Source organism: Cellulophaga baltica 18, from assembly GCF_000468615.2.
Taxonomy (GTDB): domain Bacteria; phylum Bacteroidota; class Bacteroidia; order Flavobacteriales; family Flavobacteriaceae; genus Cellulophaga; species Cellulophaga baltica.
Window position 1 is genome coordinate 3,127,741 of record NZ_CP009976.1, and the last position, 25,160, is coordinate 3,152,900.

Sequence of the window (25,160 nt, forward strand, 5' to 3'; positions counted from 1 at the left end):
GCTAACGTTTTAGCTAAGCGTAGTGCGGAGTCAAGGAAACTTTTCGTTTCCGTCTACGCACGAAGCTAAAGCTTATTGTTTAGTTTTATTTTTTATTGTCCAAAGCTAAATCCATAAGATTTAGCGACATTATAAATATACACAGACCTTTCGGTTTTGCCCTAAACTCCGCATTACGTTTAGGTTTTGTTACCCATAGTATTTTATTAGAATCTAAAATCATCAACCTTTTCAATTTCTACTTCAGGGAGCTTAAATTCGCTGTTATTGGGATAATACTTATTCATTAAATCATAATAATCTCGAACCTCACCGCCTTTGTCACCAAGCCCGTTTGTATAAAATATTAATGTATCATTTGGCCCCATTATTTTATAAATATATTGTCGGATTGTTTTGTCTTTAGTCCGCCCAATTTTATTTACAAAATGTTTTTCAAGCGCATTGTTTGTATCTTTTAAAATTACTGTTGGTAATTTATTTATTCGCATCTGATATTTCATTTGAAATGTCGTGTCTTCCTTAATAGTTGCCTGAAGTCGAATTTCATTATTCTTTTTTGTTATAACTAGCTCGTCTCTTCTAATCCACCATTCCATATTTAATTCCGCAAAGATTTTTACAGTGTCCTTTTCATTCATTTGCTTTGTGAAATCAGCTAGATTTTTTTTCAGATTTAAGTCTGATTGGAATTTTTTAGTTTTTCTTTCCGTTTTACAGTTTACCAAGAATAGAAAACCAATTATTATTATTATTATTAAACTCAACTTTGATTTAAGCACTGATTTGATATTATGGGTAACAATTGTATAATGAACATATGTTCATTATACTGCCAATTTAAGATATATTGAACATATGTTCATTATATCTTTTATATTTTTCTAAGAATCAAGAGGGTTTTTTATTTTTTTAAAAGTTGTAGTAGCAACATGAGTATATATTTCAGTTGTTTTTGTAGAGCTATGGCCAAGTAAAACCTGAATTTGCCTTATATCTGTACCTGCTTCTAATAAATGAGTTGCAAAACTGTGTCTAAGCATATGTGGTGTTACTATAATTTTAATGCCTGCTTTTTGGGCTGCGTTACGTACTATCTTTCCAATACTTTGACCAGAATATTGTTTTCCATACATACCTTCTATTAGATACTTTTCAGGTTTATATTGTTTATAATACGCTCTTAAATCCTTCAGTAACGAATAAGAGAGCAAGGTATAACGATCTTTATTCCCTTTTGCAGATTCAACCCTGATTAACATTCGTTTACTATCTATATCCGTAATTTTTAAATTAATTAATTCATTTCTACGTATTCCAGAGGAGTATAAAAGACTAACAATACATTTGTGTTTCAGGTTGTTTGTATTTGCTATAATACCGAATACATCTTCTTTAGCAAGTACTTTTGGTAACTTCTTTTCTTTTCTAGGTCTTTCTATTTCGTAAAACCTGTTAGGTATACCAAGAACAGATTCGTAATAAAATTTTATACTGTTGATAGCAGAGTTTATGTAAGAATTAGATTTTTTATCTTGAATTAATTTTAACAGATATGTTCTAACATCACTTTCATTAAGAGAAACTAATTCCGCGTTATTATAATAATTAATAAATGCCTCAAAGCTTGATATGTATGTTTTTACAGTATTGTTTGCATATTTTTTGAGCTCTAGTTTATCTAAATAACTATTAGGACAAACCCTATAAGTCTGGGGGAGTTGTCTTTTTCTGAACCATGCAATATTAATGGGCTCATTATTTTCTTTTGATATTTTTTGGTCAAAGAAATGGTTGCAATTAACCCAAACGACACCGGTAAATAGATCAAATATCAGGTTTAAGTTTTCTTTATTGTTTACAATGTAAGCCATGTTATAAGTGTTACTCCATTTTACATTTGGTAATTGTTTTACAAGTGAATGAATAACTTTATCAGTGTTGAACTGCAAACCGATAAAACGTTTTTCTTTAATTAAGAGGTGTTTTAATGTAACATTTCTGCCTTTTTCCATTCTTATTTTTAAGCAATTTAATGGAAACAGGTTAGCTAAGAGAATGTTATGCGAATAATATGCGTATATTATACCTTTAATTTAAAAGCATGATATTGGATAGAATATGTGTCTATTGCAAGGAAGAGTTGAAAGGAAGATCAGATAAAAAGTTCTGCGACGCACAATGTAAGAGTGCGTATCAATACCAGCAAACAAAACAGCAACCAGAACGCTTTTTCAATAAAGTTGATAATCAATTACGACGTAATAGGAAAATACTAAAAGATTACAATAAAGGTGGTAAGGTAACAGTTAGGGAGGCTGTGTTGCTATCCGAGGGGTTTGACCCTAATTTCTTTACACATTTTTGGAAAAACCAGAAGGGAGAAGTGTATCTTTTTGTATATGAATATGGTTTTCGAAAAATAAAAGAGAACAGAAATGACAAATATGTTTTAGTTCTCTGGCAAGAATACATGTCCAAATGATGGAACAAATTGTGCAGAACAAGAAGCAAAAATTAAAACAAACCATAAAATTGCCTTGTTTTGAAACCTAATTTATTTTATGCAAAGCGCATAAGTTGTTTAAAATCATCGTGGATGTATAGTTTTGTTTCCTAAAATTTAGCCCTCCAGGTACATGTTGCTAGTTTAGAAATACTAAAAATATAGCATAAAAAAAACGGTTTAGAATGAACTAAACCGTTTGTTTACTGGTAGCGAGAACGAGAGTTGAACTCGTGACCTCCGGGTTATGAATCCGACGCTCTAACCAACTGAGCTACCTCGCCATGTTTTTTTTAACGGCTGCAAATATATACTTTAATTTCTTGCCTATCAAAATAAATTTTGAAAAAAATATTCTGACACATTTAATTTTTTTATCATATATAAATATATATATTGCCCAACGAAAATACTATTTAGAATGAGTGATAAAGTAAAATTTGAAATTGAGTTCGTGATACAGTCGTCACCTCAATTGTTATATACCTATATTTCAACACCATCAGGATTATCTGAGTGGTTCGCAGACAACGTTAACTCAAGAGGAGAAAAGTTTTATTTTATCTGGGATGAGTCAGAAGAAGAGGCTAAGTTATTAAAAAGAAAAAGTGAAGAGTTTGTTAAATTTAGATGGACGGCAGAAGAGGACGATAGTTTCTTTGAAATGAAAATTATTGTAGATGAAATTACTTCGGATGTTTCTTTATTCATTACAGATTTTGCAGAAGAAGATGAAATTGATGAGTCTAAAATGCTTTGGACCAACCAAGTATCTAGTTTAAAACAAGTTTTAGGTTCTGCTTAAGGCTATTTTACTATAAAACGATATCTTTGACCTTGAAAATTTTCAAGGTTTTTTTATGCTTAATTATAACGGAAAATTAATTCCGACAACATCACACTTCATCAATCAAGATAATAGGGGACTACGTTATGGTGATTCTCTTTTTGAAACGATTAGAGTTGTAAATAGTAAAATCTACTTCTGGGAAGATCATTATTTAAGATTAATGGCTTCCATGAGAATTCTGCGTATGGAAATTCCTATGAGTTTTACCATGGAATATCTTGAAAATCAAATCCTCGAAACCATTGCGAGTAACAGTTTAGAAGATAGTGCTACCAGAATACGCTTTACGGTTTTTAGAAATGATGGGGGTTTGTATGCTCCAGAAACCAATGATATCTCTTACATTATTGAAGCCAAGCAACTAGAGAATACTTTTTTTATGATCAATGAAGAGGCTTATGAAGTAGAGCTTTTCAAAGATTTTTATGTAAACCCTGATATGCTTTCTACGTTAAAAACAAATAATAAAGTTTTAAATGTTGTAGGAAGTATTTTTGCAAAAGAAAACGGCTATCAGAATTGCTTGCTTCTAAATAACCAGAAGATGGTTGTAGAAGCATTAAATGGTAATTTGTTTTTAGTATCCGGAAAAACAATAAAGACACCTCCAAAAAGTGAGGGGTGCCTTAACGGAATTTTACGTAAAAAATTGATAGATATTCTAGGTAAATTAGAAGGCTATACGTTCCAGGAAGCTTCCATTTCTCCATTTGAATTACAAAAAGCAGATGAATTGTTTATCACTAATGCAATAGTAGGCATACAGCCTATTACAAAATATCGTAAAAAGAATTTTGCAAATACCGTAGCCAAAGATCTTATTGGTAAATTAAATGCAGCTGCTCGCTTAGGATAAAACCTAAAAGATAGGTACTTAGATAGCTTTAGAATGAAGCCTAAATAAAACTAGAAGTAGCTGTAAGAATAAATACTTAGTTCAGGCTAGGGTTCTCTGGCGTGTTAGACCACAAAAGGTAATCTCCACCCAAAGTAAGCATATTCTCTTTCCAGAAGGCTCCTGGAGCTTTCTGAATGATGTTACTCTCGTATTTGTTTGGTAGTATGGCCCATGATTTAGACGTTAATTCTTTGTCTAATTGTAAAGAAGACCAGCCCGTATAACCTAAAAAGAATCTAATGTCTTCTTCAGAGATGGCATTTGTATTAATTAGGCCTACGATACATTCAAAATCTCCACCCCAATAAATGCCGTCAGATATTTCTATACTATTGGCAATTAGTTCTGGTACCTTGTGTATAAAGTAAAGGTTGTCTTGTTCTACAGGTCCGCCGTTAAATACTTTAAAAGGCACTTCTATTTCTGTCACTAGATCACTAATAGAATAGTCTAAGGGCTTATTTAAAATAAATCCTACAGATCCGTCTTCGCCATGTTCTGCGAGTAATACAACAGATCTACTAAAAGAAACATCACCAGCCAATGCTGGTTCTGCAATTAAGAGTTTCCCTTTTTCAGGTTGTAGATGTATCATATAGTCGTGGTTCGTTGTTCTAATGTAAGATTTTTTTTAGTTTCTTACAAAATGTACCCAAAAAAAAAGCACTTCTTAAAAAGAAGTGCTTTAATTATATTACTAAAGTATTTTTAGTTTACTGCTTTCGCTAATTCAGCACCAGCTTTAAACTTAACAACGTTTTTAGCAGCAATTTTGATAGTTTCTCCTGTTTGAGGATTTCTACCATCTCTTGCTTCTCTTTTAGATACAGACCAAGATCCGAAACCTACTAAAGAAACTCTACCACCTTTTTTAAGAGAACCTTCAACATTTCCTAAAAAAGACTCTAAAGCTTTCTTTGCAGCTGCTTTCGTGATACCAGCATCTGCTGCCATTGCATCGATTAATTCTGTTTTGTTCATAATTTTAATAATTAATTGTTGTTAAAATTTCTATACCCTAACAAATTTATAAGTAAAACTGGTTAACGCAAGTAAAACAAGGGGAAATCGCTGTTTTTGTTAATAACTCTAACAGTTTGTTGATAAAGTAGGCTATTTTTTACACTTCGTCGAGACTAGTGATAGCAAGGCCTTAGCCAACATATGCATTTTCATCCAATTTTAAGCCATTTAGAACCTCATGGGTTTTCATCTTTCTTTTTCCAGGAAGCTGAATCTCTAAAAGCTCAATGAAACCGCCAGTCACAGCAATTTTGATGGTTTTTTTATCAAAAACGACAGTTTTAGCTTTTATAGAATGTTCTTCTTTTAATAAGGTGGCATCGTAAATTTTCAGAAATAATTCTGTTTCACCATTATATAAGGTAGTCCATGATGCAGGATACGGACTCAACCCACGAATATGGTTGTAAATTTTATCCATTGAAGCATCCCAATTAATCTCACAGGTATCTTTATGAATTTTATAGGCTACTTTTTCAATAGGCGTATCTGGCTGCTTCTTCGTAGTTACATGGCCAGATTCAATAGCTTTTACAGTAGTTATCACTAGATCAGCGCCCAAGATCATCAACTTGTCATGTAGGCTTCCTGCGTTCTCTTCTGGATCAATAGCTATTTCTGATTGTAGAAGTATTTCTCCAGTATCAATCTTATCATCTATAAAGAAAGTAGTAACGCCTGTTTTTGTCTCTCCATTAATTATGGCCCAGTTTATAGGGGCAGCACCTCTATAATCAGGCAGGAGGGAAGCGTGTAAATTAAAAGTGCCGTGCTCTGGAATTTCCCAGACTACTTTTGGGAGCATTCTAAAAGCAACAATAATCTGTAGATTAGGTTTCAACGCTTTTAATTCTTCTAGAAATTCTTCGTTCTTTAAATTGGTAGGTTGTAATACCTTAAGGTTATGTGCTACGGCATATTTTTTTACAGCAGATTCATTTAGTTTTCTACCGCGACCCGCAGGTTTGTCTGGAGCTGTTATGACACCAACAACATCAAAAGAATGCTGTACTAAAGTATCCAGTATGCCAACTGCAAAATCTGGGGTTCCCATAAAGACTATTCGTAGTTTGCTCATGCTTTTGCTATTTTGTATTCGTTTTTTTCGGTAATATCTATTATTTCATCTTCTAAAAGTGCCTTTATAGCACTAAAAATAGCCTCTTCTTTATAAAGGACGGTCTTTATAATTTCTCTAGAAGTTTGTGGCTTCTGCTGTAATTGCATTAAAATGGCCTCTTTGGCTAATGCTATAATTTCTACAGCAATAGGCGGAGTTTTTAAGCACACATCGCAACGTCCACAAGCCTCTTTTTTCTCTCCAAAGTAGGCCAGTAATTGCTGACTTCTACACACCGTATCATTCTTTAAATATTGAAGAACGGCTTCTATATTTTTTGTTTTCTGGGCGGTAAGGAGTTCTACTTTTTTAGCAAAGAGATTAATGGTTCTTTCATCTTCTCTAGGAACAAGAAATAACACTTCTATATCATTGTGCTGAGCGGTATAGGTAATAATTTCATCTTTCTTTAACTGTTCTAATACCTTAACAACCTCTTTTTCGCTAACGCTCGATTTTTTGGCAATGGCAAAAGTATTTATTTTAGTGTCGTACTCAAAAATTCCGCCATAGGTTCTTAAAATAACCTGTAGTATCGGCGCTATTTTGCCATAGGTATCAATGTAATCAAAAATATGATTTTTTGTAGCGATAAATCGTATACTGGTTTTTTTTGAAAATGATTCTGATAAAGCAATCACAGAATTCTGATCTAAAATACGCAGTGCGTTATACGTTAGAAAAGGGTTTAAAGAATAAGTGGCGCAGAAGGCATTAAAATTTAATTGATACGTTTCTGTACTACTTTCTCCAAAAGAAATTTGAAAGTAATTATTGAGCTTATTGTAGAGCGTTTTTAAATACGGTACCGTGGGTAAACCACTCAAAAACTGTCGTTTTACCTGTATTTCATCAGATTTGTTGGTGAGTACAGTAGCTGTAGCAGGAGCACCATTTCTACCAGCTCTACCCGCTTCTTGAAAATAGTTTTCTACACTATCAGGTATTTGATAATGTACAATAGTACTCACATCTGCTTTGTCTATTCCCATGCCAAAGGCGTTGGTAGCTACCATGACCCGCACTTTATCGTCTAGCCATAACTTTAAACGGTCTCCTTTTACCTCTTTAGAGAGTCCGCCATGATAAAAGGTAGCACTTATGTTTTGAGAACTTAAGTAATGCGTTAATTCTTGGGTTAGTTTTCTGGTACGTACATAAACAATACCACTGTGTTTACTGTCTTGCAAAAGTTGCTTTAATTGGTAGTGCTTGTCATCATCCCAACGTACATTAAAAGCAATATTATCTCTAGCAAAGGAAGTTTTCTTAATTAAGGGTTCATCAAGCCTTAAATTAGTGACAATATCTTTAGCGACTACAGGGGTTGCAGTGGCTGTTAAAGCAATGATAGGAGCATCAGGCGCTAGATCTCTTAGTACACTACAGTTAAGATAAGAAGGTCTAAAATCATTTCCCCATTGAGAAATACAGTGAGCTTCATCTATGGCAATTAGATTTACATTCATTTCCTGAATGCGGTCTTTTATAAGATCTTGTTGCAACCTTTCGGGAGATAGGTATAGAAATTTATAATTCCCATAAAGGCAATTGTCTAATAAATCTACTACTTCATTTTGAGAGATACCACCCGTTAGCGCTAATGCCTTTACACCTTTCTTTTTTAGATTGTCTACTTGGTCTTTAATTAAGGCGATTAAAGGGGAAACGACAATGCAAATTCCATCAGTAGCCAGCGCAGGAACTTGAAAGCAAAGCGATTTTCCTCCGCCTGTAGGTAACAAAGCGAGGACATCTTTCTGCTGTAAAATAGCAGCTATAATTTCTTCTTGAGATTCTTTAAAATCAGAAAATCCCCAATATTTTTTTAAAATGTCTTTAGGCTCTAGCTGCACTAATTTAATTTTAGTTCTTCTATGATAAAAGCTACTCGTTCGTCAACAGAAACCTTGGGTACTTCAATAATGGCATATCCAAAACTTTGGTATGCTTTTTCTAAGCAATCATGAATCTGTAAGGCCTCTTCGTAATTTTCATAACGTTCATTATCAGACGTATGTATTTCTTTCCAAGGGGGTAATAAAAATATCGTATCGTATGGGTGGGCATCACAAATTTCTGAAAATGTCTTTGGATATTCGGTGCCAAAACAATCTAAATAAGCAACTACATCTGGTAGGCCACGATCAAAAAATACAAGGGGATCGGTAAGTGATTCGGAAGCTATAAATTGCGATTTTCTGCCTTCTAATATACGCTGACTAAATAGTAGGGGATCTGTTAAAAATAACTGTTCAATACCTTCCTCTCTTGCTTGAAGTGTTATTTCTCTAGAAATTTCATGGAAACATTTAAAACCTGCTTTTTCTATACCATGTACCACAGAAGTCTTTCCTGTGCTTGGTCCGCCTGCAATTACAACTTTCTTTGTGCTCAATTCATTATTTTTAGAAGCACAAAAGTAATCAAATGATATAGTATTGCCGCATGCGCTACAAATGTTTCGTTTTAGGAGGTATTTGTGCGGTAAAAAAACGGGTACCGTGTAAGATAGTTTTATAAAATAGGGCTCAATTTATGGTATCAAAAAAAATCAGATTATCTTTGTAAAAAGACTTTCATGGATACCGATAAAGAAAAAGAGTTTTACGACAAGCTCAAAGAGCGTCTTGTAGAAACGAGCACCTTTCCTACTACTTATTTATATAAATTTATAGTGCCTACAGCAGGAACGGGAGTAAAAGAAATAGAAAGTGCATTTGATGATACAGATGCAGTGGTGATTAATAAATTATCTAAAAACGGAAAATTTACGAGTGTTTCTATAAGCTTACGTTTAGATTCTGCCGAGGCAATTATTGCTTATTATAAGAAGGTTGCAGGTGTAGAAGGTTTAATATCTTTGTAATCTTAGCATATCTAACAGAATTTTGTTATTTTGCATGCTTTAAGAGCATACTTTCCTCTTTATAATTATTAAGAAAAACTTTTCAATTTGAATTTAGCTAACAACGAAGTATTCAATCTAGAGTACAACACGGAGCGTCCACAGCTTATTATTCCGGAATACGGGCGTCATTTCCAGAAAATGGTAGACTATGCCATGAGCATAGAAGATGATGAAGAACGTAATAAAATAGCACAAGCTATTATTAGTGTGATGGGTAATTTGCAACCTCATTTTAGAGATGTTCCAGATTTTCAACACAAATTATGGGATCAGCTGTTTATCATGTCTGATTTTAAGTTGAAGGTAGATTCTCCTTACCCAGTGACGACGAAGGAAATGCTTCAAGAACGTCCTGAGCCGCTAGGATATCCGCAAAATTTTCCTAAATATCGTTTCTACGGAAATAATATTAAGCAAATGATTGATGTGGCTATGTCTTGGGAAAAAGGCGATAAGCGTGATGGTTTAGAATATGCTATTGCCAATCACATGAAAAAATGTTATTTAAACTGGAACAAAGATACCGTTGAAGATAAGATCATTTTTAAGCATTTGCACGAATTGAGTGATGGTGAGATAGATTTGGCAGCCACAGAAGAGCACCTTACAGATAGCGGTCAGTTCCTAAAAAACAGACCAGCGAAACAAAATTCTAATCGCTCCAACAACAAAAAAAATACAAATAATAGAAATAATAATCGCGGTAAGAAGCGTTATTAATAATCCGATACATTAAATGGGAACATTTAAAATTGAAGGCGGTCATCAACTTCATGGTGATATTACACCACAAGGTGCAAAAAACGAAGCACTGCAAATATTATGTGCTGTACTTTTAACGGCAGAACCTGTAACAATACATAATATCCCAGATATTATTGATGTTAATAAACTAATTGCTTTACTAGAAGATTTGGGTGTGAAAATCCAGAAAAAAGGAAAAGGCTCTTATAGTTTTGTGGCAGATGACGTAAATCTAGAGTACCTACAATCAGACCAGTTTAAAGAAGACGGACGCGGATTACGCGGATCTATCATGTTAGTAGGCCCATTATTGGCTCGTTTTGGAAAAGGATATATTCCTAAGCCAGGAGGAGACAAGATTGGTAGAAGAAGACTTGATACGCACTTTGAAGGTTTTATAAATTTAGGCGCAAAGTTTCGTTACAACAAAGAAGAACATTTTTACGGTGTAGAAGCAAAAAAACTAAAAGGTACGTACATGCTTTTAGATGAAGCATCTGTTACCGGTACCGCAAATATTGTAATGGCAGCTGTTCTTGCAGAAGGAACAACAACAATTTATAACGCCGCTTGTGAACCTTACTTACAGCAACTTTGTAAAATGCTGAACCGAATGGGGGCTAAAATAAGTGGAGTAGGTTCTAATCTACTTACTATTGAAGGGGTAGATACTTTAGGAGGAACATCACATACAATGTTGCCAGATATGATTGAAATTGGTAGCTGGATTGGTCTTGCTGCTATGACACGAAGTGAGCTTACGATTAAAAATGTAAGTTGGGATGACTTAGGACAAATACCTACCGTTTTTCGTAAATTAGGAATTACGATTGAACGTAAAGGGGATGATATTTATATTCCGGCACATACAAGCGGATATGAAATACAGAACTATATAGACGGTTCTATATTAACAATTGCAGATGCTCCATGGCCTGGTTTAACACCAGATTTATTGAGTATCATTCTAGTAGTAGCTACGCAAGCTAAAGGAGAGGTATTGGTACATCAAAAAATGTTTGAAAGCCGCTTGTTCTTCGTAGATAAATTATTAGATATGGGGGCTAAAGTAATTCTTTGTGATCCGCATAGAGCTACGGTGATAGGGCATAATTTTGAGTCTACATTAAAAGCTACAACCATGGTTTCTCCAGATATTAGAGCGGGAGTTTCTTTATTAATTGCGGCCTTGTCTGCAAAAGGAACCTCTACGATTCATAATATAGAACAGATAGATAGAGGTTATGAAAATATAGATGAACGTTTACGTGCTATTGGCGCAAAAATTACACGTGTGTCTTAGTGATCTTAACTAGTACGATATAAAAACCGCAAAGCAACAGTTTTGCGGTTTTTTTAGGTCTTGTCTTTACAAGCGTTTTCTAATATGATTGAAGATTCCCCTGAGAATTAGGATCAGTATTTGCATCACAAAGATCAATACAAAAGCAACTCCAATCCCTACAATAAACATGAGTCCGCTTACCACAATCCATCCAGAAGCTAGAAAAGCCATGAAAATTCCTATAACGGTAAGTATCGCTACCGTTATGGCAAAAGGAGCCACCCATTTATCTTCTGTATTGGTATAATTGGTCGTTTTTAATAAATACCCTTTTTTGCCCTGGCGGTTATCTACTTCAATAAATAAACTTTTGTTTGCTATGGCGTCATTGGTTACATAGAATTCGCTTTCTTTGGTGAATACTACAGGAATAACATGGATAATATCTGCATTATATTCTAGTTGTAGATGTGCCATTTTTTTCTCGTCAGAATCATCTATTGTTTTTACCTCAATAGTTTCTACGGTATGTTGTTCTTTGTTGAGGGTGCCTATTTGATGAAAAAGAGTATCTACCTTAGATGCGTCTTCTGTTTTATATTCGTAGTTAAAGCCAGAAGAGATTTCGTCATTTAAGCTAGCAAAACTGCAACGAAAAAAGGCATCACTATCTTTTTTTAGGTATCCAACGGTATCTTTTTCAAGATAAATTTCCATCCAATTCTCTTTATTTCTTCTTTTTTCACGGTTAAAAGAAATAAGTTCATCGGGCTGTAGTTCTTTTATAATCCTAGATTTAGCTTCATGATTAGCATATACTTTAACAGGTTTTAAAATTCGTAGAAATTTATCCATGACGTTGGTTATGATAGGGTTGGTTTGGGAATTCTATCATTAGTAACGTATAGAAAATGGGTTTGCTTACTTCTAGAAAGACTTATTTTTATTTTTTTCGATGAACCGCAGGTAAAATTATAGGATGTTTTATAGTATGTGTTTTAAGTAAATTAAAGCCTATTTTAGGTTTATTCTACCAAACGCATAGCTATAATACGTACATCATCAATTGGTCTGTCAAATTCTCCAGTTACTGTAGTTGCAATAGAATCTATAGTAGCTAGGCCTTCAATAACTTCCCCAAAAACAGTATAATTCTGATCTAAATGTGGTACACCCCCTAGTGTTTTATAAACTCTGCGCTGATCATCAGGAATAGTATAGGGTTTAAATTCCTCTGCATGTGCTGCCCAGTTGGTAATGCTATCTTTATATAGCATGTATTTTGTGGTATTTCCGCTAGCGCTATGATGCTGTAGCGAATCTAAAAGATAGCTGTGTGCACGGTCTTTTCTAATATAATGTTCTGCTAACCATCCGTTTATTCTCTTTTCTGCAATCGTTAACAGGCTATCATTATATATTTTTCCTTGAACGATATAAAATTGCATTCCACTAGAGGCGCGTTCAGGGTTACCATCACGGGCAGCAGCTAAAACCCCTTTTTTATGAAAAAGATGAGGCAAAAATTCTGCCTTCACACGATAAGGAACATCACCTTCTCCCAAAGTGTCCATAGCTTTTGCGTTTCTGCTTTCAGGATCTCCTGCCTGAATCATGAAATTGGAGATAACTCTATGAAATAGAAGGCTGTCATAGGCTTTATGTTGTACTAGGTTAATGAAGTTATCACGATGAAGTGGCGTATCATTATAAAGAGCTATCACCATAGTTCCTTTATTTGTGACCAGTTCTATACGTTGTCTGTTTTTCGAGGGAGTAGGGGCTTCCTTTTGGTTTTCTTGGCAACTATAAATAAGGATACACGTTATAAGGAGGGAAGATAACTTTGAAAATAATTTCATCAGGATTATTTTAGAATCGGTAGCATCTAAGATAATCAAATTAAACTACTAAAACGCCCTTTAAAAACCTCACAAAGGTGCGGGCTGTAAAGGGCGTGTCTTTTTTTTTGTCAAGGATGATATTATAAAAACGTGCTTTTTAGTTGTTGTATAAGCTTGCTGCCATCAGGATCTAGTTCTGTCTTTAAGGCTGTAAATTCTTCTGCCCATTCAGAAGTTCTAATACGTAATGGAGGGTTCTCATTGCTTGCAACTTCTAGGAGAACTTTAGCCACTTCTTCTGGAGTTTGATATAGATTTAACTCACTTTCATTACCTCTTTTTTGAATACCAGCCATGTATCTTTCAAAAATGGGTAGATATTCTCCTGTAGCAAGTTGACCTTCAATGCTTGTTTTAGATATGGCCGACTTCATAAATTCGGTAGCAATTCCACCAGGTTCAACACAGGTTATTCTTATATTAAACGGATCGGAAAGATAAGAGGCTAAAGCTTCCATATACCCTTCTACGGCAAATTTAGCGCCACAATACAATTCATTAAAAGGTTGCCCTACTAAACCACCTACGGAGGTAACGTTTATGATTTGTCCTGATTTTTGCTTACGCATATGTGGTAAAACGGCTTTGGTACATAGGACCACCCCGGTATAATTAACATTGGTCACCCAATTAATTTCATCTTCCGTTGCTTCTTCGGTAGTTTTTGCAAAGCCAGCACCCGCGTTATTGATCAGCACATCAATCTTTCCATCCTTAGAAAGAATAGTAGCTACAGCGGCTGCAATAGTGTCACTTTTAGTAACATCTAGCGGGAGCAGTTCAATAGCTAAGTTCTCATTCTTACGGTAGGTTTCAAGTTCAGCTGCTTTTGATACATTGCGCATAGTAGCATACACTTTATAGCCATTTCTTGCAAATAAAACAGCGGCTTGTAGACCAACTCCTGTTGAAGTTCCTGTGATTAAAACATTTTTTTTCATAAGTAGTGATTTTAATTTTACTTTGGAGTGAACAATCATTCCAAATTAGTGATAAATTTTTTTAGGCCTTAATGGAGTCCCATGCCATAGTTAACTGATTTTGATAGGCTTGGCTGATATCTTTTCGATTTTCTTTAAAATACCAACGTAAGTAGGAAAGTATAGATCCACCTATAAATTGAAGTAGCTCTTCACTCGCAATATTTTTAATAATGAGCGCTTCTTTTCCTTTATTTAATAAGTGGCTGACCGGTTCAATAGCCTTATATCCTACAAGTTTACTCTCGGCCGTAATGATTGGAGACGCCTGTAATTGCTCCATAAAACTAAAATAACTAGAGTTATCAATAAAGAAATTTATTATAGCTGAATAATAGACTTCAAATTGTTGTTTTATAGGTTGCTCGGAGCTTAGGGAAAGGAAAATGGCTTCTTCTTTCTGTTTTATAGTCACATATAGTTCATTGATTAAGGCATCTTTGTCCGGGAAATAATTATAAATAGTCCCCATCCCTGTACCTGCTTCTTTTGCGATAGCAGAGACAGGGGTGTTATGAATGCCCTTCACAATTAAAAGCTTTAAAGCTGCCGATAAGATCTGTTCTTTCTTACTCACACCGCAAAGATATATAATTTGGAATGATTATTCCAAATTAATACCAGGCATATTTTAAAAACACCTAAACCTGGCAATTTATTTTTTTATACTACTTGGCGTTCTAACGCTAGATAATGTGTTGTTTTTTCGGTGTATAAAGGAATAATTTTAATCTCACACTTATAAGAGGTTTTGTCTTTTCTGTAGTTGACAATGATGTCTGTAAAAGGTTCGTCTTTTTTAATCTTTGCGTTGATACGAGATTTTACTTCCGCTGTAGTTTCTGCGCCTTGAAGAAAAGCTGGAGTTTTATCTAATGCGAATTTTTTAGTATATCCGGTCATTTCTGAAAATCCGTCACTTACCCAAACAATTTTTTTGTGTAAATCAGTAATTACTAATGCTTCAAATTCTTGGTTTTCAAAAAGAGAAGAAATGTCATTTTCCCATTGTAATTTTTTAGCAATTTTTTCAAACGCCCGAACAGCAGTTTCTTGCTTAGATTGCACGGCTAAATTGTGAAAATTATCAATATGAAGATCCCAACTTAATAGTGGAGCCATAGCGCCTTTTTTTGCCGGTTTAACAGCAACAGTAATATCTTTATTTTCTTGTTCTGTTAATGAGGATAGGTAAATATCTAAACACATCATTTGATCCATTTCTTTTTTCATTTTCTTTTTTTTTGTTTTCCTAAGCTGTTTTTTAAAGATATTTATTGAACGTCTGCCAATATTTATCTTTATAAATCTCAAAATCAAAACTGATTAGTTCTTTATTTTCTTTTTGTATCTGGTCGAAAACTATAGCGGGTTTTCTAAAATCATGGCAAGAAAAGTAAATTTCTCTTGTAGAATTTGCAGTTTCTCTACCAATATTAATGTAGCCATCAGAATCTTTTAATTCTAACATAATACGGTCTTCTAATGTATTTAATAAATTGTATGTTTCATCGTCAGGCATACCGTTGTTGTCATCTCCTTCAAACTTAAAAATAGCAATGGCAATCCAAGGGTGAGACGCTTTAGCATTCCATTGTAAAATATCTGTATTGACAATGGCAATAATAGGGAGTCCGTTTTTTAAGGTACCATTAAAACTAGAATAACTATCTTTTTCGGTATTATGACGTAAACCTTCATACTTTTCAATAAATTCTTTTTCACGCCAAAGTAAGAAGTCTTTTAGCTTGGCTAAGGGAACAAGCTCTTTTTCTGCATCTTTGGTATTCTTAAAGATAATATGATCTATAGTAGTAACACAATTTAATTCTCCTAAGAAATTATCTAGTAAGATGTAGGCACCATGAGAAATATGAGATTCATTTTCGGGAGTATATGCGGTATGTAGAATAGTCAGTTCTATTTGATCTGGCATTTCCGGAATTTCATGGGCGTAGAAACTCATAGTTTCTTCACTAAACGTATAATCATTCATTTTAATACCGAAGGTACTAGAGGAACTGGGTTGTTTTAAAGAAGTAATTTTCCAATTCTTAAGAACAGGCGCGGCAGCAGCAAGTTCTTCCACAAAAGGAATATGCTTTAAATTGCCATCTGCCGTTAAAATAAGTTCTGCCGTGGTATCATCAGACATGCCAGATAAATACCAAAAAGTACGCTCTTTTAGTTCATTTAATTTTGGACCTAAAACATCAAAGAATTTTTGTTCGATATCATTACCACTTTTAATGACCTCATAAAAAGCTTTTTCATGTTCTTGAAACCAGGTCCAAAAATCTTGATATGATAGGGGAGCCGGAGCTTCGGCGTCTTTTGTATTAAATAACGATTTTAAAAAACTCATAAATTACTAATCTATTTTTCTACAATATTTCCATCTGGGTATTTTGCAAACCTACCTTTATTTTTATCGTGTACATGCGCAGCCTGAGGCCAAGGCCATCCGCCAAATTGGGTTAATTGATACTCTTGCATGGCTTGTTGAATCTCTTCATCACTATTCATAACAAAAGGGCCGTATTTTGCAATAGGTTCTTTAATAGGTTTTCCTTGTAGCATTAAAAAATGGGCATTTTTGCCTAATACTTTTATTTCAATAGCTTCCGAAACATCTACGATAATACCATGATTTGGAGTAATCGTTTGTCCATCCATTACAATACGATCTCCTTCATAAAAATACAAAGTTCTAGTGACATCACTTTTTGCTTTTGGTAAGGTATAGGTACTACTTGCCTCTACATGTATATTCCAGATAGCCACTTCATTTGCGCTATTTGCAGCCCAAGAATTCGGGGCAGGGTCTAATGCTGCATGTTCATTATAGGTCCCTGCAATTACTTTTACGGAGCTAGATTCGGTTTTTATAATTGGAATATCTTCGTGCCAGAGCATGGCAAAATAGGGGGCGACAAATTTACTTTTCTGAGGTAAATTAAGCCAGATTTGAAACATTTCTAGCGGGTTTGGGGTGTCAGTACTCAATAATGGAAACATTTCTGAGTGTTGTACGCCACGGCCTGCAGTCATCCATTGAACATCTCCCATACCAAAACGTCCGGCAGCACCAAGAGAATCCGAATGATCGCAATAACCTTTATTTACTATAGTTATAGTTTCAAAACCACGGTGCGGATGTGCAGGAAAACCAGGAACGGTTTTCCCGTGGTACATACGCCAACCATCTTTTAAAGTAAAATTGTTTCCTAATGTTCTGCCTTCCAAGGAAGCTTTAGGTCCCATCTCTTCATTACCTTCCGGATAATGATCTAAGTGGTATACGCAGAATAAAAAAGGATCTTGCGTTTGCCATGGAAACCCTAATGGAAAAACAGATTTTATAGTACTCATATGGCTTAATGTTTTGCGTCGTTTATCTCAATCCAATAACCTTCAGGATCTGTAATATAAATTTGTTTTACACCATCGGCGCGTAAAGTAATAGCACTTTTAGTGCCGGGCCAATCTTCATATGAGATATTATTCTGCTCTAAATTTTGTATGAATTCATTTAATTGCGATGTTGATAAGCATACATGACTAGATTTATGCTTTTTCATTACTACATCTGCTTTGTATATTAAATGGAGCTGTGTATTTCCTTGGATAGAAAACCACCTGAAACCAGGATCTTTGGTAGGATGGTCTATTTCTTTTAAACCGATAACTTTTTGGTAGAAATCGCCCGTAGTTTTTAAATCATTGACAATAAGTGTAGTATGGTCAATAGTGAAATCAAATTTCTGAGCATGGCTTATAGCAACCATAAAGAATACAAAAAAGAACAGTAGTTTTTTCATTCTATAAATTTAAGCTTCTAAGTTACCCAAAAAATAGATAAGATTAGGAATACTTTTTGTATAATGCTTGAACGCATTGGATGGTTTTTTATTAAATTAACCTATAGTTTATATTGGAGTAATGGTAGATTCATATCATTGTAGATTTAAACAATCAAAATGAATCGTTTTATCTTCTCCATTCTTTTTACGTTTACTTTTTCTGCTCTAATCGGGCAACACATAAAATTTGAAAATTATACTACAGATGATGGGTTATCTAATAATTCTGTAATTGATATAGAGAATGATCTAAATGGAGGTCTTTGGATAGCTACTTTAGACGGATTAAATTATTTTGATGGTGAGAGCATTAAGTATTATAAACATACAATAAATGATGAACATACGCTACCTGGTAACTACGTTGTTAATCTTGAGCGCGACAAGGATGGTTCTATTTGGTTAATTACAAAAGAAGGTTATATATCAAAATATTCAGGTAATCATAATTTTGAAAATTTTAAATTTGATAGCACTCCCAATCAAATAAAATTAGCAAAAGATGGTTCCCTGTATGTTTTTTCAGGGAACTCCGCCTATAAGTATATAAATGGCAAATTTATTATTGACACCTATACTGCTCCTAAGAAAGAACGTCATGAAAACTTCAAAAAAATACTTTTAGAAAAGTATCCCAGTCTCATAATTAATGATGTTTTAAGAGATGCTGCTGGTAATATATGGTTTGCAACACGGAGAGACGGTCTTTTTATTTTACCAAATAATATGAGCAATATAAATAACGCTACAATTGAGCATTACAATTATGATGTTTATACGCCATATAGTTTTAATAGTAATGAAATAGAAAAATTACATCAAGACCTTTTTGGTAATGTTTGGCTCGGTCAGAAAGATGGAGGCTTAAGTATGGCTTATAATGGTTCAGATAAAATTACGAGTATAGTTCCGCACCCCGTGAATTATCCACATTTGCCAAATGAAACATTACGAGCGATAACCAAGGATAGTAAGTCTAATTTATGGTTGGGTTATTACACTAATGGCATTTATTATTATGATACGGGAACACAGTGCTATCTTAAATATAAAGTAAAAGAGACCACACAAAATAGCGATTGGGAGCGTGTACGTAATTTATTTACAGCTAGTGATGGTACTATTTGGGTGGGTACCTATGCCGGAATATTGCGTATTACAGATAAGGGATATAAAACGTATGAAGCTGATTTGATTTCTGAACTACCAAATAACCGAAATTATTCCATGTTTGAAGATGCTAAAAAACAACTATGGATTGCCTGTTGGGGTGGCCTTGCGAAGTTCAATTTGAATGAAAACCGGTTCGAAATTTTTAAGGGACAAAATCAGTTTGATCCGTTTAATATTAGAAGTATTACTAAAAATGGAGATGAAATTACTATAGGAACTGAAGAGAATGGGGTATTATTCTTTGACACTAGAACTGGTATCGTAGAACAGTTGACAAAGGATAACGGCATTCTAGGAAATAGTATTTATTCTATTTATAAAGATGAATTGACAAGTAATTACTGGATTGCTTCTTTAGGCGGTATTAGCGTTTATAACAAACAGAGCAAAGTTGTCAAAAATATTTCGGAAGCAGAAGGATTACCCAGTCATATGGTTTACGGAATTCTTACTAATAAAAATGAGATTTGGGTTAGTACTACAAAGGGAATTGCCGTAATTAACAAAAGCACCTACGAGGTTAAAGCCTTTGATCCAAAAGAGGGCTGGCAAGCACCAGAATTTTCCGAAGGTACTTTTTTTCAAGATGATAAAGGTGTCATGTTTTTTGGAGGTGTGAATGGATTAAATTATTTTAATCCTAATGAGCTAGTGCATAAAGAGACTCCTGCTAAACTGAAAATAGTAGTAGACGGAAAAGAGAATTATGAGAACCAAATAATCAAAGATCACAATAATAATGATTTAGAAATTAGTATAGTGCCAATTAAATTTCCAAACAATATAAATGCAGAAATTTATTATCAACTTGAAGGTAAAGATGAGGGATGGCAGCGATTACCAAAAAGTAAAAAAATTATATATTCAGATCTTTCTTCGGGTGATTTTACTTTCTCTGTGAAAGAGAGTAATATTTCAACAGTAAAGCCAATTTCATTTCAATTAAAAATAAAAAAAGCGTTCTATGAAACTTTATATTTTTATATAACACTTACTTGTTTAGTCATAGTATGTGCTTTTTTAATCCTGTTATTCAAGAATAAGGCGGCTTCATCACAACAAAAAAAATTAGAAGCTCAGATTATTTCCAGAACGCAAGTTATAGAAAATCAGAAGAAAGACTTACTAACCATCAATACATTATTAGATAATAGAAATAAAGAGATTGTATTACAGAAAGAAAAGCTACTCACCATTCATAATAATCTTAAAAATGAAGATTTTGAAATTGAAAAGTTTAAGACATTTGTACTTTCAGAATTTCAAGAACCTATATCAAGAGTTATAAAATTAGCCAGTGGGTTGAAAGAGGATGTAAAAGTTCAAAAAGAAGTGCTCTGGGAAGCTGGTAAATTAGTGAATTTAGTCTCTGAATGGAATTATTTAGATCATGTTAAAGAAATTGGTGACGTAAAAATAGCTGCGATAAACCTTCCTATTCTCTTAAAAGCCAGTATTGATAAACTCAAAGTAAAATTAAAAAATAATAAAGTCAATTTTAATGCAGAATTTGAAAATTCCCTAGGTTGGGTGGCTGTAGACGTATTACGCTTGAGGTTGTTACTACAATATTTATTTAACGATTTGGCAAAGTATTCAGACACTTCAAGTACTATTGGTATTAGAATTGAAAGGCAAAATAAATTTTTAGATATCCAAATTCATTCAAATAGTAGTGTTTTAATTTCTAATTGGTATAGTATTTTACACTATAGCCCGTACTTTATTGCTGTTCAAAATATTCTGAAAGATTTAGAAGGTACTTTTAAGGAAGAGCTAGTAGAGGGATTGCATATAGCACTGAAAATACCTGTTGAATTTATTGACGCCAATCACCATCAAGTTGAAAATATTACCTGGAAGTATTTAGACCAACAGAAAGATGTACAATTGGGTAAAAAACAAATTCTAATATTTAGTGAGGAAGTAAATTTTAGTGTCGCAAATCAAATCCTTGATAATGAACATTACCAATTAGTTTTTGAAAATGATGTCAATAATTTCACTTCAGCTATTAACCATATGACTATTGACGTTATTGTATTCTACCAAGCTACATTTTCTAAAGAATTAGTTCAGTATTTAAAAAGCTCAATGGTTAATGCTTCTAATAAGAGACAAATTCCTATGGTCTATATATCGGAAGATATAAATTACGAATTACAGGAACAGTCTGTAGAGTTTGGTATTGATGTGGTCATACAATTACCTGCGAGTGAACAGTTTATTTTAAAGAAAATTTCAAGCCTTATAGAAAGGCGAGAAAATCGTGTTGAACATAAATTACAACAAGAGATATTTCAAATACTTACAGATGATGATGATATAGATTCTCCAAATGATAAATTATTAAAAAGTAGTCTTACTATAATTAAACAAGAACTATCTAACCCTTCTTTCAATGTAGAAATGTTGGTGGAGAAACTAGGGATATCACGTGTAAAATGCTATAGAATCTATAAAGAAATATTGGAGCAATCACCATCAGATGTTATTACCTCTTTACGATTACAGAAAGCAGAGGCTTTACTAAAGACGAACAAGTTTAATATCTCCGAAATTAGCTTTGAATGTGGGTATAATGACCCCAAGTATTTTGGGCGCTCTTTTAAAAAGTATTATGGTGTTAGCCCTAAAGAATTTAAAGCGCAATTGGTAAAGCCTATTGTATAGTCAAGATTATGGCAATGTTAGCTAAATGTTAGTGAAACAAAAGTGCGCTTTTTTATTGTTTTTTACCCTCCAATTTGAATGATTTGTCCTCCTTTGAGAAACAAAATTCCTCCTTTGTGCTTTCCTCGTAAAATACATTTGCTCCAAACCAAAATAGATATTTCAATGAAAAAAATGTACTTAATTTTATTTCTTGTTTTAGGAAGCGTGTTTTATTCCTATGCACAAGTAACTGTAACAGGTAATGTAATGGATAGTGAAGGGGTGCCAATTCCTGGAGCTTCAATTTTAGAGAAGCAGCAAGCAGGGGGAGGAACAGCAGCCGATTTTGACGGAAATTTTACCCTAGAGTTAATGAACGAGCATGGTATATTAATAGTATCATCAATTGGTTATGCTCAGAAAGAAGTTTCATATAATGGCAATCAAATGCTTCGTATCGTTTTAAACGAGGAAGCAAGTGCCTTAGATGAAGTGGTACTGATTGGGTATGGTTCTGCCAAAAAAGGCGATTTAACCTCGGCAATTTCAACAGTAAGTAATGTTGAAAGTATAGCTTCCAGACCTGTAGCTAGTTTAACAGATTTCTTACAAGGTAATGTGGCAGGGGTTACCGTTCTCCAACAAGGTGGTGATCCATCACAAAGTGGAAGTATAGTTATTAGAGGATTGGGATCTTTTGCAAGTGAGCAGCCTTTAACAGTAGTAGATGGTGTTCCATATTACGGTCCGGCGATTAATCCTAATGATATTGCATCGGTGTCTATTCTTAAAGATGCCGCTGCAGCAGCAATTTACGGAGCACAGGCAGCATCAGGTGTTATTGTAATTCAGACTAAAAAAGGAAAAATTGGAAAGCCACAAATCGTTGCAGACTTTTATAGCGGAATTCAAGAAGCTACAAATTTACCAACACCATTAACAGCGCAAGAACAAGCGGCAACTTATAATCTAGCAGCAGATAATGGTGGTTCTCCAAGACAATCTGCTCACGATGCATTACAAAATCCTTATGGACAGGTAAACCGCACCAATTGGATGGATGCTATTTTTAGACCAGCAAAAATAATAAACACTAACATCAACCTAAGTGGTGCTACTGAGAAATTTAATTATTTAACTTCTTTTGGTTACAATAAGAGAGAAGGACTACTTGAAGGGACTAGCGCAGAGCGTTTTAACTTTAGAGTAAAATCGGACGTAGCGTTATCTGATAAAATTACGATTGGAGAAAATGTTTATTTTTCAAGAACAGAAGCTGTAGGAACAAATACGGATAATCCATATTCAGGAACTATAATTAATGCAATTTACATGCCTTCATCGGCACCTACACGCTACGAAGATGGTAGTTTCGCGGGCGTTGCTCCAGAGAATCTTTCACAATTTGCAGGGGCTTATGGAGATGTTTATAATCCGTTAGCTTTATTGCTACGTCCTACGGTGACAGCACCAACTAATTTCATAAACGCAAATATTTATACCAAATATGAAATAATAACTGGTTTATCTTATAAAACCAGTTATGCATATAGCTATACACAATCAAATTCTAAGAGATTTCAGCCTAGGGTGCCAGAGCTAGGAAGATCTAATCCTAATAACTACTTAAATCAGAATTCCTCGACAACTAATCGTTGGGTTTGGGACAATCAAATTGGGTATAAAAAATCATTTGGAAATCATAATTTAGATATTACGGCTATTTATTCTGCTCAACATACAAATTATGAGTCTCTATCGGTACAAGGAGAAGGGTTTAGCAATGAAGAACCCTTCAATCAATACCTATCAAATGCTTCTGTAATTCGTAACCCTAGCACAGGAATTTATGAAGATGCTTTGACTTCAGCTATTGGTAGAGTTATGTATAATTTTAAAAATAGATACTTTGTCTCAGGAGCTATCCGTAGAGACAGAACTTCGCGTTTAGCTGTAAATAACCAAGTAGATAACTTTCCTTCAGCAACGTTAGGTTGGCGTTTGAGTGATGAGTCTTTCTTTGATGTTTCTGCAGTTAGCGATTTAAAATTAAGAGCTTCTTGGGGACAGATTGGGAATATTAATTCCGTAGGCTATTATTCTTTTGATGTTCCATTAAATAGTACAACGGTTATCTTAGGAGAAAATGCTTCGCAAGACAACAAAGGAGCATTTGTGGGAAAACAATCTAACCCTAATTTGAAATGGGAGATTTCAGAGTCAATAGATTTAGGAATGGATGCATCCTTATTCAACAACAGCTTAAACTTAACTTTTGATTACTTTCAAAAAACCACAAAAGGAATGATTTTACCTGGTTTAGAAGATTTAAATCAAGGAACTAGTGCTGCAGATGTAAATGGAGGGGAAGTACAAAATTCAGGCTTTGAAATTGCAGCTAACTTTTCCAATGCCATCGGCGATGTGAACTTTACTATAAATGCAAATGCAAGTATCTTAGATAATGAGTTAATAAACTTAGAAGGGTATAATAAAAGTGGCATCAACTTTATAGCGCATGATGATGATGTTCGTCAAGTATTAAGACCATTCCGTTCTGAAGTAGGAAGATCACTATACGCCATGTACTTAATTCCTCAAGTTGGTATATTTCAAAATCAAGCAGAAATTGATGCACATTCAAAGGAGGGCTCTTTAATTCAGCCAAATGCTGTGCCTGGAGATTTCAAATTTGCGGATAGTAATAATGACGGTAAGATTGATGATAATGACAAGATTTTTTATGATAGCTATCAACCAGATGTTACGTATAATTTTGGTTTAAATTTAAATTACAAAAATTTTGATATAAATATGCTTTTCCAAGGTGTTGCTGGGGTAGATGTATTTAACGGATACAAGTTTACCACCTATAATGCCTCATTAACTGGATATAATTTAGATAATCGTGTCATGGATGCTTGGTCTCCTTCCAATACTGATACAAGTATTCCGAGAATTTCAACTAAAGACGATAATAAGAATTTTGGTACAACGTCTAGCTACTATTTAGAAGATGCTTCTTATTTGAGAATGAAAAACGTCACGCTAGGGTATAATTTAGACGCTAGTATAATGAATACAATAGCAAAAGGTGCTTCTTTACGCATTTACGTATCCGCAGAAAACATTTTTACAATTACAAAGTATTCAGGGTTAGATCCTGAAGTAGGAGGTAAGGGTTTAGATGTTGCCAAATACCCACTTTCTAGAACAATCACTGCTGGTTTATCATTATCTCTTTAATT

23 protein-coding genes and 1 tRNA gene are annotated in these 25,160 nt (G+C 34.0%); 8 read left to right on the forward strand and 16 right to left on the reverse strand.

Annotated features, from left to right (window positions below):
* Positions 1-206: 206 nt before the first annotated feature.
* Both M666_RS13340 and xerA read right to left on the reverse strand, forming a co-directional pair.
* On the reverse strand, positions 207-767 hold the full coding sequence (locus M666_RS13340) for a hypothetical protein (protein WP_158400244.1): 561 nt from the start codon (positions 765-767) through the stop codon (positions 207-209).
* A gap of 117 nt (positions 768-884) precedes the next feature.
* The gene (xerA, locus tag M666_RS13345; RefSeq protein ID WP_029446271.1) at positions 885-2,015 is read right to left on the reverse strand and encodes a site-specific tyrosine recombinase/integron integrase; all 1,131 of its coding nucleotides are present in this window, start codon (positions 2,013-2,015) and stop codon (positions 885-887) included.
* 89 nt (positions 2,016-2,104) lie between these two features.
* On the opposite strand from xerA, the gene M666_RS13350 reads away from it, so the two are divergent.
* Positions 2,105-2,485 carry a hypothetical protein gene (locus tag M666_RS13350; protein ID WP_029446272.1) on the forward strand — a complete coding sequence of 127 codons (381 nt, stop codon included), beginning with the start codon at positions 2,105-2,107 and terminating at the stop codon, positions 2,483-2,485.
* A gap of 228 nt (positions 2,486-2,713) precedes the next feature.
* Here the strand turns inward: M666_RS13350 and M666_RS13355 are convergent.
* Positions 2,714-2,790: transfer RNA gene (locus M666_RS13355), tRNA-Met, on the reverse strand.
* A gap of 137 nt (positions 2,791-2,927) precedes the next feature.
* Here M666_RS13355 and M666_RS13360 point away from each other — a divergent pair.
* The gene (locus tag M666_RS13360) at positions 2,928-3,311 is read left to right on the forward strand and encodes an START-like domain-containing protein (protein ID WP_024480519.1); all 384 of its coding nucleotides are present in this window, start codon (positions 2,928-2,930) and stop codon (positions 3,309-3,311) included.
* Between the two features lie 55 nt (positions 3,312-3,366).
* A complete protein-coding gene (locus tag M666_RS13365) occupies positions 3,367-4,212 on the forward strand; it encodes an aminotransferase class IV (RefSeq protein ID WP_029446273.1) in 846 nt (281 codons plus the stop codon).
* 76 nt (positions 4,213-4,288) lie between these two features.
* Here the strand turns inward: M666_RS13365 and M666_RS13370 are convergent, their stop codons facing one another.
* From M666_RS13370 to M666_RS13390, 5 genes are all read right to left on the reverse strand, one after another.
* The gene (locus M666_RS13370) at positions 4,289-4,849 is read right to left on the reverse strand and encodes a YqgE/AlgH family protein (RefSeq protein ID WP_024480521.1); all 561 of its coding nucleotides are present in this window, start codon (positions 4,847-4,849) and stop codon (positions 4,289-4,291) included.
* Between the two features lie 113 nt (positions 4,850-4,962).
* Entirely contained in the window at positions 4,963-5,235 is a 273-nt protein-coding gene (locus M666_RS13375) for an HU family DNA-binding protein (protein ID WP_024480522.1), read from the reverse strand.
* 172 nt (positions 5,236-5,407) lie between these two features.
* Positions 5,408-6,355 carry a methionyl-tRNA formyltransferase gene (fmt, locus tag M666_RS13380; protein WP_029446274.1) on the reverse strand — a complete coding sequence of 316 codons (948 nt, stop codon included), beginning with the start codon at positions 6,353-6,355 and terminating at the stop codon, positions 5,408-5,410.
* Positions 6,352-8,253, reverse strand: coding sequence for a RecQ family ATP-dependent DNA helicase (locus M666_RS13385; protein ID WP_029446275.1), 1,902 nt, complete (start codon positions 8,251-8,253; stop codon positions 6,352-6,354). The genes fmt and M666_RS13385 overlap by 4 nt, the downstream gene beginning before the upstream one ends.
* Complete coding sequence (locus M666_RS13390) at positions 8,253-8,795, reverse strand: AAA family ATPase (RefSeq protein WP_029446276.1); 543 nt, start codon at positions 8,793-8,795, stop codon at positions 8,253-8,255. Before M666_RS13390 ends, M666_RS13385 begins: the two co-directional genes overlap by 1 nt.
* Positions 8,796-8,978: 183 nt before the next feature.
* Here M666_RS13390 and M666_RS13395 point away from each other — a divergent pair, with 183 nt between their 5' ends.
* The 3 genes from M666_RS13395 (at position 8,979) to murA (ending at position 11,355) form a co-directional block, all read left to right on the forward strand.
* A complete protein-coding gene (locus M666_RS13395; protein WP_029446277.1) occupies positions 8,979-9,266 on the forward strand; it encodes a DUF493 family protein in 288 nt (95 codons plus the stop codon).
* 87 nt (positions 9,267-9,353) lie between these two features.
* The gene (locus M666_RS13400) at positions 9,354-10,028 is read left to right on the forward strand and encodes a DUF4290 domain-containing protein (RefSeq protein WP_024480527.1); all 675 of its coding nucleotides are present in this window, start codon (positions 9,354-9,356) and stop codon (positions 10,026-10,028) included.
* A gap of 16 nt (positions 10,029-10,044) precedes the next feature.
* Positions 10,045-11,355 (forward strand): UDP-N-acetylglucosamine 1-carboxyvinyltransferase, encoded by a 1,311-nt coding sequence (murA, locus tag M666_RS13405; protein WP_025614944.1) that lies wholly within the window; start codon positions 10,045-10,047, stop codon positions 11,353-11,355.
* A 66-nt stretch (positions 11,356-11,421) separates the two neighbouring features.
* Here murA and M666_RS13410 read toward each other — a convergent pair whose 3' ends face one another.
* The 8 genes from M666_RS13410 to M666_RS13445 form a co-directional block, all read right to left on the reverse strand.
* Positions 11,422-12,192, reverse strand: coding sequence for a hypothetical protein (locus M666_RS13410; RefSeq protein ID WP_029446278.1), 771 nt, complete (start codon positions 12,190-12,192; stop codon positions 11,422-11,424).
* A 170-nt stretch (positions 12,193-12,362) separates the two neighbouring features.
* Positions 12,363-13,199: a peptidylprolyl isomerase gene (locus M666_RS13415; protein WP_029446279.1), complete on the reverse strand. Its 837-nt coding sequence runs from the start codon at positions 13,197-13,199 to the stop codon at positions 12,363-12,365.
* A gap of 122 nt (positions 13,200-13,321) precedes the next feature.
* Complete coding sequence (locus M666_RS13420; protein ID WP_029446280.1) at positions 13,322-14,182, reverse strand: SDR family oxidoreductase; 861 nt, start codon at positions 14,180-14,182, stop codon at positions 13,322-13,324.
* Between the two features lie 61 nt (positions 14,183-14,243).
* The gene (locus tag M666_RS13425) at positions 14,244-14,798 is read right to left on the reverse strand and encodes a TetR/AcrR family transcriptional regulator (protein WP_029446281.1); all 555 of its coding nucleotides are present in this window, start codon (positions 14,796-14,798) and stop codon (positions 14,244-14,246) included.
* A gap of 86 nt (positions 14,799-14,884) precedes the next feature.
* Positions 14,885-15,454, reverse strand: a complete 570-nt coding sequence (locus M666_RS13430) for a PAS domain-containing protein (protein WP_029446282.1) — start codon at positions 15,452-15,454, stop codon at positions 14,885-14,887.
* A 31-nt stretch (positions 15,455-15,485) separates the two neighbouring features.
* The gene (locus M666_RS13435; RefSeq protein WP_029446283.1) at positions 15,486-16,586 is read right to left on the reverse strand and encodes a DUF695 domain-containing protein; all 1,101 of its coding nucleotides are present in this window, start codon (positions 16,584-16,586) and stop codon (positions 15,486-15,488) included.
* Positions 16,587-16,597: 11 nt separating this feature from the next.
* The gene (locus M666_RS13440; RefSeq protein ID WP_029446284.1) at positions 16,598-17,593 is read right to left on the reverse strand and encodes a pirin family protein; all 996 of its coding nucleotides are present in this window, start codon (positions 17,591-17,593) and stop codon (positions 16,598-16,600) included.
* A 5-nt stretch (positions 17,594-17,598) separates the two neighbouring features.
* A complete protein-coding gene (locus tag M666_RS13445) occupies positions 17,599-18,042 on the reverse strand; it encodes a VOC family protein (RefSeq protein ID WP_029446285.1) in 444 nt (147 codons plus the stop codon).
* Positions 18,043-18,201: 159 nt separating this feature from the next.
* On the opposite strand from M666_RS13445, the gene M666_RS13450 reads away from it, so the two are divergent.
* Together M666_RS13450 and M666_RS13455 are read left to right on the forward strand one after the other, a co-directional pair.
* Complete coding sequence (locus M666_RS13450; RefSeq protein WP_029446286.1) at positions 18,202-21,930, forward strand: helix-turn-helix domain-containing protein; 3,729 nt, start codon at positions 18,202-18,204, stop codon at positions 21,928-21,930.
* Positions 21,931-22,095: 165 nt separating this feature from the next.
* On the forward strand, positions 22,096-25,158 hold the full coding sequence (locus M666_RS13455) for a SusC/RagA family TonB-linked outer membrane protein (RefSeq protein WP_029446287.1): 3,063 nt from the start codon (positions 22,096-22,098) through the stop codon (positions 25,156-25,158).
* Positions 25,159-25,160 lie beyond the last annotated feature (2 nt).